This is a genomic window from Serratia oryzae (genome assembly GCF_001976145.1).
GTDB lineage: Bacteria > Pseudomonadota > Gammaproteobacteria > Enterobacterales > Enterobacteriaceae > Chania > Chania oryzae.
Genome location: NZ_MOXD01000011.1, coordinates 141,077 through 152,893, shown reverse-complemented (window position 1 = coordinate 152,893; position 11,817 = coordinate 141,077). Strand labels below are relative to the sequence as shown.

The 11,817-nt window shown below is 53.5% G+C and carries 10 protein-coding genes; 3 read left to right on the top strand and 7 right to left on the bottom strand.

Features of this window, described 5'->3' with window-relative positions; translation table 11 throughout:
- Positions 1-189: 189 nt before the first annotated feature.
- From hemG to pepQ, 4 genes are read right to left on the bottom strand one after another with little or no spacing between them, the layout of a single operon-like run.
- Positions 190-711: a menaquinone-dependent protoporphyrinogen IX dehydrogenase gene (gene hemG / locus BMI79_RS18700; protein WP_076943606.1), complete on the bottom strand. Its 522-nt coding sequence runs from the start codon at positions 709-711 to the stop codon at positions 190-192.
- Between the two features lie 21 nt (positions 712-732).
- Positions 733-2,184 carry a Trk system potassium transporter TrkH gene (gene trkH, locus BMI79_RS18695; protein WP_076943605.1) on the bottom strand — a complete coding sequence of 484 codons (1,452 nt, stop codon included), beginning with the start codon at positions 2,182-2,184 and terminating at the stop codon, positions 733-735.
- A 34-nt stretch (positions 2,185-2,218) separates the two neighbouring features.
- On the bottom strand, positions 2,219-2,833 hold the full coding sequence (locus tag BMI79_RS18690; RefSeq protein ID WP_076943604.1) for an IMPACT family protein: 615 nt from the start codon (positions 2,831-2,833) through the stop codon (positions 2,219-2,221).
- A complete protein-coding gene (gene pepQ, locus BMI79_RS18685; RefSeq protein WP_076943603.1) occupies positions 2,833-4,164 on the bottom strand; it encodes a Xaa-Pro dipeptidase in 1,332 nt (443 codons plus the stop codon). The genes BMI79_RS18690 and pepQ overlap by 1 nt, the downstream gene beginning before the upstream one ends.
- A gap of 331 nt (positions 4,165-4,495) precedes the next feature.
- On the opposite strand from pepQ, the gene fadB reads away from it, so the two are divergent.
- Together fadB and fadA are read left to right on the top strand one after the other, a co-directional pair.
- A complete protein-coding gene (gene fadB / locus BMI79_RS18680; protein ID WP_076943602.1) occupies positions 4,496-6,688 on the top strand; it encodes a fatty acid oxidation complex subunit alpha FadB in 2,193 nt (730 codons plus the stop codon).
- A gap of 10 nt (positions 6,689-6,698) precedes the next feature.
- A complete protein-coding gene (fadA, locus tag BMI79_RS18675; protein WP_076943601.1) occupies positions 6,699-7,862 on the top strand; it encodes an acetyl-CoA C-acyltransferase FadA in 1,164 nt (387 codons plus the stop codon).
- A gap of 155 nt (positions 7,863-8,017) precedes the next feature.
- Here fadA and fre read toward each other — a convergent pair whose 3' ends face one another.
- Genes fre through pepE form a run of 3 tightly spaced genes read right to left on the bottom strand, consistent with a single transcriptional unit; the run spans position 8,018 to position 11,059 of the window.
- Entirely contained in the window at positions 8,018-8,719 is a 702-nt protein-coding gene (gene fre / locus BMI79_RS18670) for an NAD(P)H-flavin reductase (protein WP_076943600.1), read from the bottom strand.
- A 50-nt stretch (positions 8,720-8,769) separates the two neighbouring features.
- The gene (gene ubiD, locus BMI79_RS18665) at positions 8,770-10,290 is read right to left on the bottom strand and encodes a 4-hydroxy-3-polyprenylbenzoate decarboxylase (RefSeq protein WP_076943599.1); all 1,521 of its coding nucleotides are present in this window, start codon (positions 10,288-10,290) and stop codon (positions 8,770-8,772) included.
- A gap of 43 nt (positions 10,291-10,333) precedes the next feature.
- A complete protein-coding gene (gene pepE, locus BMI79_RS18660) occupies positions 10,334-11,059 on the bottom strand; it encodes a dipeptidase PepE (protein ID WP_076943598.1) in 726 nt (241 codons plus the stop codon).
- 245 nt (positions 11,060-11,304) lie between these two features.
- Between pepE and rfaH the strand changes: the two genes are divergently transcribed.
- Positions 11,305-11,793 carry a transcription/translation regulatory transformer protein RfaH gene (gene rfaH / locus BMI79_RS18655; protein ID WP_076943597.1) on the top strand — a complete coding sequence of 163 codons (489 nt, stop codon included), beginning with the start codon at positions 11,305-11,307 and terminating at the stop codon, positions 11,791-11,793.
- Positions 11,794-11,817 lie beyond the last annotated feature (24 nt).

The following is an 11,817-nucleotide window of genomic DNA, read 5'->3' as shown; positions in this document are numbered from 1 at the left end:
TTGAGAACGGTGTTTTCACCGGGTTGGTTCTTCCTGGCTGGGCGACCTTGTCAGTCGTTGTTCCCGGTCAGTGGAGGCGCATTATAGGGAGTTCCGCGCCGGCCGCAACCCCTAAATTCAAAAAATGTTTCAAGCGCGGATATTTTCAGCAAAACGCTGCACAAGGCAGCGCTTATGCGATTTTTCGTACTAGAGATGGCGGAACTCATGGGCGAAACGATCGACCTGTTGCCAATCTGTATACTCCACTTCTTTACTAGTATCCGTTTCTCCCCCCGTTATCTTCATTATTAAACGAATCATGAAGCGGTCAAACCAGCGATAACGCGGATAACGCAACGCCCCCGCAAACACAGCGCACTGTTTTGGTTGCCAAGGAGAGGCCAGCAAGAACTTGCGGGTATAAGCATTGGTTTGCGGTGCACGCTTCTCCGGTTTACGTGCCGTCAGATTCACCGCAAAGAAAGCACTTGGCATGCGGTTCAGTTGCTCTGCATGACGCTTAACAAACTTTTCCAGTACAGGATGGAAATGGCCGTAACGCACAGACGCTCCAATCAACACCTGTTGATACTGGTCCAATTCAACGGCATCCGCCTGTAACAGATTGATCACGTCACAGCTCATCGTGTCCTGCAATTTGCTTGCTATATAAGAAGCAATCGAACGCGTTTGCCCATCACGGCTCGAATAAAGAATCAGTGCCTTCATGACATTACTCCTTTTATAGGGCTACTCACGCCAGAATGTCGGTGTGAAAAGAACCAACAGCGTAAAGACTTCCAAACGACCAAATAGCATGGTCAGCACCAATATCCATTTTGCCGGTGGCGGCATAGTAGTGAAGTTATCGGCAACAACACCGAGGCCCGGCCCCAGATTGTTGAGTGTGGCGGTTACCGCTGCGAAAGCTGAAAAATCATCTACGCCAGTCGCGATAATTGCCAGCATGCTGACGATGAACACCAAGGCATAGGCCGAGAAAAAGCCCCATACCGCTTCGAGGATGCGTTCTGGCAACGCACGGTTGCCTAATTTGATGGTGTAAACCGCATTCGGGTGCACTAACCGCTTCAATTCTCGCGAACCTTGCAAATACAGCAACAGAATGCGGATCACTTTCAGCCCACCGCCCGTTGAGCCCGCACAGCCACCAATAAATGCCGAACAAAGCAATAGCATTGGCAGAAACAGCGGCCATTTAGAAAAACTGTCGGTAGTAAAGCCCGCCGTTGTCGCCATCGAAACGACTTGAAAGAAAGCCTGGTTGATGGTTTCCATACCGCTTTTATAGATGCCGTGCCACCACAGTATCAGAGTGCAAACTGCCACCAAGGTAAACTGTACTGCGATAAACATGCGAAATTCGGGATCACGCCAGTACACTTTCAAACTGCGCCCACTCAACACGGCAAAATGCAGGCCGAAGTTACAGCCGGAGATCAGCAGAAACACGGCAACAATCGTGTTGATTGTCGGGCTGGCATAGTAACCGATGCTGGCGTCATGCGTAGAAAACCCACCGATGGCAATGGTGGCGAAGCTGTGGCCAATAGCATCAAATGCCGACATGCCAGCCCCCCATAACGCAAGCGCACAGGCAATCGTCAGTAAGACATAAATCAGCCACAGAGTTTTGGCGGTTTCAGCAATACGTGGGCGCATCTTGTTGTCTTTCAGCGGGCCCGGCATTTCCGCACGATACAACTGCATCCCGCCAACGCCAAGAATAGGCAGTATGGCTACGGCCAGGACGATGATTCCCATCCCCCCCATCCATTGCAGCATCTGACGGTAAAACAAGATCGCTTTTGGTAAGGAATCCAACCCTACCAGCGTGGTCGCACCGGTCGTGGTTAAGCCGGAAAAAGACTCAAAGAATGCGTCCGTGAGCGTGAGATTCGGCCGTTCTGCAAACAGAAAAGGCAATGCCCCAACGCTGCCCAATACCGTCCAAAACAACACCACAATCAGGAAACCTTCGCGAGGTTTTAATTCATTCTTCTGTTTACGGTTCGGCCACCACAACATCAGGCCGATCGTCACCGCAACAAAGAAGGTCTGACTGAATGCCCGCCCTGCACCATCGCGGTATATTAATGCCACCAGACCGGGAATAAACATCGTCCCGGAAAACAGGATGACTAGCAGGCCCACAATGCGGGTTATAGCGCGAAAATGCATTTCAGCACGATCCTTAGCGATTCAGTTGGGGAAATTATTGCGAAATAGGGGTTAATTGCAAATTACCGCGGCTCAGATCACGTAATTTACTCCCAAATACCTCAACACCTGTTACCGGTAAAGCCAGATGCAATACCACAGCAGTACCATATTCCCCATGGACAATCCGCCCTTCACTTTGCTGCAGTAAGCTTTCAACCAGCGCCAGCTGCGCGTAGTCACACTGCAAAGCATATTCAGCGACTGGAACCCTATTACTGACAACCAATTGTTTCAATGCCTGCTGCACACCGCTGCCGTAGGCCTTCACCAATCCGCCCGTTCCCAACTTGATACCACCGTAGTAACGCACTACAACGGCCGTTATTTCACCGATCCCGCTCCCCATCAACTGGGCAAGTATCGGTTTACCGGCGGTTCCTGAAGGCTCACCGTCGTCAGAAAAACCCAACTGCTGCGAATCATCAGGAGCACCGGCCACAAACGCCCAGCAATGATGCCGGGCGGAGGGATGCTCCTCACGAACCTGTTGGATAAAGGCTTTAGCCGCAACCACTCCGCAGGTTGGCGCCAGCAGTGTAATAAAACGGCTCTTCTTTATCTCCTCACTGACGCTGACAACAGCACTAGGGATCGGGTAAGCCTGCATCAGGCAAGATGCAGATCGCGCGTCATGTTCTCAACACGCTTTTCGTGAATCACAATATTGTCCTCAATACGGATACCCCCGTAGGGTTTCAGCGCATCGATGCGATCCCAGGCAAAATGTTTACTGAATTCACCGCTACGCCATGGTGCCAACAGCGATTCGATAAAATACAGCCCTGGTTCGATAGTCAGGACCATGCTCGGCTGCAGCACTCGCGTACAGCGCAGGAAAGGGTATTTTGCAGGGGCTGCCAGGTGGGTCCCGTTTTCATCCTGCATAAAGCCAGCAGTATCATGCACCTGCAAGCCAAGAGGATGGCCTAACCCATGCGGCAGGAATGGACAGGTAATACCCTGCTCTACCATCGCTTCTTCGCTGATACCGCCCACTAGCTTATGGTTCTTGAGCAGTTTGGCGATACGCTGATGCATTTGCACATGGTAATCGGTATAGCGCACCCCGGATTTGATAGTGCCAATCAATGCCAGTTGCTCATCATTGAGATCTTTCACCAGATGTGCGAAAGCGTTACCACTCTGGCCCGCATAGGTACGCGTCAGATCGGCAGCATAGCCGTTATATTCGGCCCCGGCATCAAGCAGGAAACTCCGGGCCTCAGCAGGGGGCTGGTGATCCAGCTTGGTGTAATGCAGCACCGCCGCGTGTTCGTTCAAGGCAACGATGTTGTCGTAAGGAACGTCGGTATCACGGTGGCCGGTGGCGGTCAGGTACGCCAGATTAATATCGAACTCACTCATGCCGGACAGAAAAGCCTCGTGCGCAGCGCGATGGCCCATCACGGCGGTTTTCTGCGCTTCACGCATACACGCCAACTCGTAGCCGGTTTTGATCGAACGATGGAAATCGAGGTAATTCAGCACCGCTTGCGGGTTAATGTTCTCAGCAGCAATCCCGAGATCGCGTGCACGCTGTTGGGCGTAACCAATATAGCCAACACGTTCGCGCTGTGATGGCAGTTGGCTGGCAATATCGTTGGCATTCACCAGCGGGTGCAGCTCAATAGGTTTGGTCCAGAAACTGTCTGGCAACGGTTCGACGCTGTGCCAATAGTCTACCGGAGAATAGAACCACAGCTTCGGTTTGTTAACGCCATCAACCCATAACCAGCAATTCGGCACGGACGTGACCGGCACCCAGGCTTTAAAGTTTGCGTTCACTTTAAACGGGTAGTGGTGATCATCCAGAAATACCCGTTGCAGTTCCCCGGAGTGGATCAGCAATGCGTCCAGGTTATTGCGCTCTAACACCTCACGCGCCCGTTTTTGCAGCGTTGCCAGGTGATCGTTATACAAAGAAGCCAGCGTTTCCATCACAGTACCTTTATATCCTCAAAACGGAATGCACCATCTTAACACACTGTATCGGCGCTCCAACCCCATCCACTCCTGCGTGCGGAGTGCTTCGCAAAGCTGCTGCAAACACGTTACATCCCGCGCTCAGTATTTTTGCAAAGCGTTTTGCATTTGCGCATTTATCACTAGAAGCAGAAAAATAACCTATATTTATATCAATGGATTATATATCCCTCATGTGATCAATCCTGCAAATACGCAATCTTTTATTTGCATATTGTTAACATAAAAACCACACTCCTCAACATCTGGTCATACCAGATCATCTGCGCTGATTCAGGAGATAGACATGCTCTACCAAGGCGAAACATTACAAGTACACTGGCTCGAAAACGGCATCGCCGAGCTGGTGTTCAATGCACCTGGCTCGATCAACAAACTGGACACCAGCACCGTTGCCAGCCTGGGCGCCGCGCTCGATGTGCTGGAAAAGCAAACCGAGTTGAAAGGGTTGCTGCTGCGCTCTTCCAAAGCTGCATTTATTGTCGGTGCCGATATCACCGAATTTCTTTCGCTGTTTGCTGCACCGGCTGAAAAATTGCATGAATGGCTGGTCTTTGCCAACAGCGTTTTCAACCGTCTGGAAGATTTACCGGTGCCGACCATTGCCGCGATCAACGGTTATGCACTCGGCGGGGGCTGTGAATGCATCTTGGCAACTGATTTCCGTGTTGCCTCTCCGGATGTCCGCATCGGCCTACCGGAAACCAAGCTTGGCATCATGCCAGGTTTTGGCGGTTCCGTGCGTTTACCACGCCTGCTGGGGAACGACAGCGCGCTAGAGATCATCGCGGCAGGCAAAGACATTGGTGCCCAAGAGGCGCTGAAAGTCGGCTTGGTCGATGCGGTGGTGGCAACAGAAAAACTGGTGGATGCCGCACTGAAAATGCTGCAACAGGCGATCGACGGGCGGCTTGACTGGCGTTCTTACCGTCAGCCGAAGTTAGAACCACTGAAACTCAGCCCGATCGAAGCAGCGATGAGCTTCACCACCGCCAAAGGCATGGTGCTGCAGACCGCAGGTAAGCATTACCCAGCGCCGATGACCGCAGTGAAAACCATCGAAGCGGCAGCGAAATTGGGCCGTGATGAAGCGTTGAAACTGGAAACAGCCAGCTTTGTGCCTTTGGCGCGCTCTAATGAAGCACGCGCTTTGGTGGGCATTTTCCTCAACGATCAGTTTGTGAAGGGCCAGGCGAAAAAGCTGGCGAAAAATGCAGAAGCCCCAAAACAGGCTGCTGTCTTGGGGGCTGGGATTATGGGCGGTGGTATTGCTTACCAATCGGCGCTGAAAGGCGTCCCGGTCATCATGAAAGACATTAATGACAAATCCCTAACGCTCGGTATGAATGAAGCCGCCAAGCTGCTGAATAAACAGCTGGAACGCGGTAAGTTGGATGGATTGAAGATGGCGCAGGTGCTGTCAACCATCCAACCTCGACTGGATTATGCTGGCATTGAACGGGCTGAATTGATTGTTGAAGCGGTGGTCGAAAACCCTAAGGTGAAAGCTGCCGTGCTGTCTGAAGTGGAAAACCTGATCGGCGAAAATGCAGTGCTGGCGTCTAACACGTCAACTATCCCGATTACGCAACTGGCAAAATCCTTAAAACGCCCGCAAAACTTCTGCGGTATGCACTTCTTCAACCCGGTGCATCGCATGCCGCTGGTCGAAATTATTCGCGGCGAACACACCAGCGACAGCACCATTGCCGCCGTGGTGGCCTACGCCACCCGCATGGGCAAAACGCCGATTGTGGTCAACGATTGCCCTGGATTCTTTGTTAACCGCGTATTGTTCCCCTATTTTGCCGGTTTCAGCCTGCTGCTGCGTGACGGTGCCGACTTCCGCCAGATCGACAAAGTGATGGAGAAACAGTTCGGCTGGCCGATGGGCCCGGCTTATCTGTTGGATGTCGTCGGTATTGATACCGCGCACCACGCCCAGGCCGTGATGGCCGCCGGCTTCCCTGAGCGGATGAGTAAAGATTACCGCGACGCGATCGACGTCATGTTCGACAACCAGCGTTTCGGGCAGAAAAACCAGTTGGGCTTCTACCGTTACAGTCAAGACAGCAAAGGTAAGCCGCGTAAAGATAATGATGAGCAGAGCGATGCCTTGCTGGCAGAAGTGAGCCAACCGGCACAGGCCATCAACAGCGATGAGATCATCGCACGCATGATGATCCCGATGATCAACGAAGTGGTACGCTGCCTGGAAGAAGGTATCGTAGCCAGCCCGGCAGAAGCCGATATGGCGCTGGTATATGGCCTTGGCTTCCCGCCGTTCCACGGTGGCGTATTCCGTTATCTGGATACGCTTGGCACCACCCATTACGTCGAAATGGCGCAGCGTTATGCCCATTTAGGGGCGCTGTATCAGGTGCCAGCAGGCCTGCGTGCTAAAGCAGAACGTAATGAAAGCTACTATCCGGTGGTGGCAGCGGCGCTGTCTGATATCTCCACTGGCCAACCGGCATGAGGTCATAAAGATGGAAAATGTAGTGATTGTTGATGCCGTACGCACGCCGATGGGCCGCTCAAAAGGCGGGGCTTTCCGTCAGGTACGCGCTGAAGATCTTTCTGCCCACCTGATGCGTGCCGTGCTGAGCCGTAACCCAGCGCTGAATGCCGCCGAAATTGATGACATTTACTGGGGCTGCGTGCAGCAAACGCTGGAGCAAGGCTTTAACATCGCCCGCAACGCTGCACTGCTGGCAGAGATTCCCCACAGCGTACCGGCAGTCACGGTGAACCGCCTGTGCGGCTCATCCATGCAGGCTTTGCACGATGCCGCTCGCACTATCATGGTTGGCGACGCGCAGGTCAGCCTGATTGGCGGCGTTGAGCATATGGGCCATGTGCCAATGAGCCACGGCGTGGACTTTCATCCAGGCTTGAGCCGTACCGTGGCCAAAGCCGCCGGGATGATGGGCCTGACCGCAGAAATGCTGGCCAAAATACATGGTATCAGCCGTGAAATGCAGGATGAATTCGCCGCACGTTCACACCAGCGTGCACATGCCGCGACTCTGGCCGGGTACTTTAAAAATGAAATTATCCCAACCAGAGGCCATGACGCCGACGGCGTACTGACGCGTTACGATTATGATGAAGTGATCCGCCCGGAAACCACCGTCGCCAGCCTGGCCGCATTACGCCCGGCATTCGATCCGGTGAACGGCACCGTCACAGCGGGCAGTTCTTCGGCACTGTCCGATGGCGCTTCTGCCATGCTGATTATGAGCGAATCGCGTGCCAAGGCTCTGGGTTTGAAGGCCCGCGCGCGTATCCGTTCGATGGCCGTGGTCGGCTGCGATCCTTCCATCATGGGCTACGGCCCGGTACCTGCCAGTAAACTGGCGCTGAAACGCGCGGGTTTAAGCGTGCAGGATATCGGTCTGTTTGAGCTGAATGAAGCCTTTGCTGCCCAGTCTCTGCCGTGCATCAAAGATCTTGGGTTGCTGGAAAGCCTGGACGATAAAGTTAACCTGAACGGTGGTGCGATCGCACTTGGCCACCCGCTGGGCTGTTCCGGTTCACGTATCTCCACCACTCTGCTGAATAATATGGAGCGCCGCGACGTGCAGTTCGGTTTGGCAACCATGTGTATCGGCCTGGGTCAGGGGATCGCAACGGTGTTCGAGCGCGTTTAGCTGTGTCTGCTTGGATGCTCTGCGGGGCATCCTCAATAGTTTAGTTGTCGTACTTCCCGCCTGTCAGGGGCGGGTTTTTTTATGCCCATAATCCACACCGGCCCCAATAAAAACGGGGCGCGCTTGGCTCCCCGTTTTCACTGCCGCGCGTTCTCTCAGATAAACGAGAAAGCATCACCATACATATGTGCTTCCAAAGCACCGCGCTCGGCACAGAAACGTTCGCGGGCAATTTTCGCCATTTCGAAACGCCCAGCAATGTAGATATCATGCCCCGCCAGTGAGCCAAAGTCCTGCAATACCGCGCTTAATACGGTTCCGCTGCGGCCACGCCAGTCACTCTCTGGCTGCTCCACCACCGGGATCACTTTCAGATTAGAGTACTGCATCGAAAGGTTCTTCAATTCGCTGAGATCGTACAGGTGTCTCAGCTCACGCCCGCCCCAATAAATGGAGATATCGCGATCCGGTTGCCGTTCCAGCGCGGCCAACAGGATAGAACGGGCGTACGAGTAACCGGTTCCCCCCGCGATCAGCACCAGCGGGCGGCTACCTTCTTCACGCAGCCAGGCATCGCCATGCGGAATATCCACGGTGATCGCCTGTTCTTTGAGGATCCGCTCCATTACCGCCATCGCGTACAGATTCAGCTCCGAAGCACCAATGTGCAATTCGATGTATTCCTGCTGTGCCGGTGTCGAAGCGAGAGAGAACGGGCGCTTATCGCGCTCATCCATAACCACCATCAGGTATTGCCCTGCCTTGAACGAAAACGAACCTTCAGGCACTAAACGTACCCGATAAACGGTATCGGTAATGGCCTCTACGGAGGTCACTTTACAGCTCAATATTGTCATGCGTTCCCTCTGTCGGGTCATCAATGCAAAGCTGAGTACAAAGCCTGACGCTACAGCGTCGGTTCTCTGTCACTGAATATGGCGAGCTCATCCCAAATTTCATCGATGCGCGCACGCACCTTCTCATCCATCTGGATCGGACGGCCCCACTCACGCTGGGTTTCTCCGGGCCATTTATTGGTGGCATCCAGGCCCATTTTCGAGCCAAGGCCAGAAACTGGCGAAGCGAAGTCCAGATAATCAATCGGCGTATTCTCCACCAATACGGTATCCCTTGCCGGATCCATACGGGTGGTAATGGCCCAAATCACATCGTTCCAGTCACGCGCATTCACGTCGTCATCACACACGATGACGAACTTGGTATACATAAATTGGCGTAGGAAAGACCAGATTCCCATCATTACGCGTTTGGCATGCCCAGCATACTGTTTTTTGATGGTGACTACCGCCAAGCGGTAGGAACATCCTTCCGGTGGCAGATAGAAATCCACAATCTCTGGGAACTGTTTTTGCAGGATCGGTACGAAGACTTCGTTCAGTGCCACGCCCATCACCGCAGGCTCATCGGGCGGGCGGCCAGTGTAGGTCGAGTGGTAAATCGCGTTCCGCCGCTGGGTGATATGCGTGACGGTAAATACCGGGAAGTGGTCAATCTCGTTGTAATAACCGGTGTGATCGCCATATGGCCCTTCCGGTGCCATCTCACCCGGTTCGATATAGCCTTCCAGCACAATCTCTGCGCTGGCTGGCACTTCAAGATCGTTGGAGAGGCACTTGACCACTTCGGTTTTATTGCCGCGCAGCAGCCCGGCAAAGGCGTATTCGGAAAGGTTATCCGGCACTGGCGTCACAGCACCGAGAATAGTGGCAGGATCGGCCCCCAAGGCAACGGCCACCGGGAAACGCTCACCAGGGTGTGTCTGGCACCATTCCAGATAATCCAGGGCGCCGCCGCGATGCGACAGCCAACGCATAATCAGCTTGTTCTTGCCCAGCACCTGTTGGCGGTAGATACCCAGATTCTGGCGCTCTTTGTGCGGGCCGCGCGTGACGGTCAGCCCCCAGGTCACCAGCGGTGCGGCATCTTCCGGCCAGCAATGCATAATCGGGATGCGGCCCAGATCGACATCATCACCCTGCCAAACTTGTTCCTGACAAGGCGCAGAACCCAACACCTTGGTCGGCATGTTGAGCACTTGTTTGAATTTAGGGATTTTATCGAACAGATCGCGGAAGCCTTTCGGTGGCTCCGGTTCTTTGAGGAACGCCAGCAGCTTGCCGACTTCACGCAGTGCGCTGACGTCTTCCTGGCCCATTCCCATCGCCACACGCTTGGTGGTACCGAACAGATTGCACAGCACCGGCATGTCGTAACCTTTCGGATTTTCGAACAGCAACGCCGGGCCGCCTGCACGCAAGGTACGATCGGCAATTTCTGTCATTTCCAGATAGGGATCGATCGGCTGGCTGATGCGTTTTAATTCCCCTCTCTTTTCCAGCAACGAGAGGAAATCACGTAAGTCACGGTATTTCATGATAATCATTATAGCGGCCAGTGAGGAGGGCATTATAAGCCCTCTTCACGGTTGTTGCTGCAATTTTGTTAAAGGTTCAATGGCAGGTAAAAGGCACCAACGGGCGTAATGCCTGCGTGTCATGATACTCCAGCGTCTCCACCCCGTGGCGGAACACCTTGAAGCCCTGCTGCTTGGCGCTAAAGTAATGCAGATCGTTCCCGCTGACATACAACAGGCTGCCTTCGCGCAGCGCTACCACCGACTCACTCGGGTTGACCGCACAGAACTCCGCCAAGCGCTCATCACGGGTTTCCCCCATGTGGCCACTGATATGGGCATCGATATAGTGCGGGTTAATCTGCAGCGGGAACAGGCCCAGCGCGGGCAGCACTACGCTGTTACGCACCGGCATATCGTTGGTGGTACGGATGCTCGGCGTTGCCACGTTGCAGCCCGCGCTCCAGCCCACGTAAGGCACATTGCGTTCGCGCACCGCACGCTGGATCGGCACAATCAGTCCCTTTTCATGCAGCATCTGGTTCAGCATCCAGGTATTACCACCGCTGATCATGATGCATTCGGCCTGCGCGATCGCTGCTGCCGGAGATTCGGCATGATGAATACTGGTGACCTTGATCCCCAACGCCTGCGTCAGCTCTTGCGCCCGCTGATCATAATCGCTGCGGATCAGCGCATAGGGAATTAATAGCGCAGAGGCGATCTTACAACGTTCAATCATCGCCAACAGTTGGCTTTTGGCATAACCGAGCAATTCAGCCTCACCAGAAAGTTTGCCGTTACTCAGCAGAAATAGTTCCATGTCTCTCCCTCGGTCCAGAAATGATAATAACGCCACATTAGGTGCCTGGCAGGCATGCCATACCGTGACAGTAACAAATTTAAGACCTACTGTTATACCTGAGGCAGGTAGATAAGTGTGTGACGCTTCCCTAACTGCCGATAATTCATGCAGATAGAGGTTGTCACAGACAGGAAGGTTGCGTTACTAGGTATCCGTTGTAGCTTTTGCTATGCTTACTGGCTGACAGAAAGGCATGTGAAATTATGGAATCTTGGTATTTACTTTATTGTAAGCGTGGCCAACTTTTACGGGCGCAGGAACACTTGGTGCGGCAAGAAGTGAACTGCCTTAGCCCGATTATCACGCTGGAAAAGATCGTACGTGGCAAGCGTATTGTGGTCGATGAGCCGTTATTTCCCAACTATCTGTTCGTCGAATTCGATCCGGAGCGGATTCATACCACCACGATCAGCGCAACACGCGGCGTCAGTCACTTTGTTCGTTTTGGCGCCTTACCGGCACTCATTCCACTGCAGGTTATTGAAGAACTTCAGGCACACGGCAACGAACACTATGTCGATCCGCACACGCCGTTGCCGGGCGATACCGTATTGATTACCAATGGTGTGTTCGAAGGCTTACAGGCAATCTATACCGAACCAGACGGCGAAACCCGCTCCATGCTGTTGCTGAACCTGATCAACAAACAGGTCACCCAAAGCATTGATAACCGGCAATTCCAGAAGCTGTAATGCACACAGGCACCCTTGGGTGCC

What these genes read in the sequence shown, in the direction of transcription:
- hemG (WP_076943606.1), bottom strand. Translation starts at nt 711, where the DNA reads ATGAAGGCACTGATTCTTTATTCGAGCCGTGATGGGCAAACGCGTTCG.
- trkH (WP_076943605.1), bottom strand. Translation starts at nt 2,184, where the DNA reads ATGCATTTTCGCGCTATAACCCGCATTGTGGGCCTGCTAGTCATCCTG.
- BMI79_RS18690 (WP_076943604.1), bottom strand. Translation starts at nt 2,833, where the DNA reads ATGCAGGCTTACCCGATCCCTAGTGCTGTTGTCAGCGTCAGTGAGGAG.
- pepQ (WP_076943603.1), bottom strand. Translation starts at nt 4,164, where the DNA reads ATGGAAACGCTGGCTTCTTTGTATAACGATCACCTGGCAACGCTGCAA.
- fadB (WP_076943602.1), top strand. Translation starts at nt 4,496, where the DNA reads ATGCTCTACCAAGGCGAAACATTACAAGTACACTGGCTCGAAAACGGC.
- fadA (WP_076943601.1), top strand. Translation starts at nt 6,699, where the DNA reads ATGGAAAATGTAGTGATTGTTGATGCCGTACGCACGCCGATGGGCCGC.
- fre (WP_076943600.1), bottom strand. Translation starts at nt 8,719, where the DNA reads ATGACAATATTGAGCTGTAAAGTGACCTCCGTAGAGGCCATTACCGAT.
- ubiD (WP_076943599.1), bottom strand. Translation starts at nt 10,290, where the DNA reads ATGCCCTCCTCACTGGCCGCTATAATGATTATCATGAAATACCGTGAC.
- pepE (WP_076943598.1), bottom strand. Translation starts at nt 11,059, where the DNA reads ATGGAACTATTTCTGCTGAGTAACGGCAAACTTTCTGGTGAGGCTGAA.
- rfaH (WP_076943597.1), top strand. Translation starts at nt 11,305, where the DNA reads ATGGAATCTTGGTATTTACTTTATTGTAAGCGTGGCCAACTTTTACGG.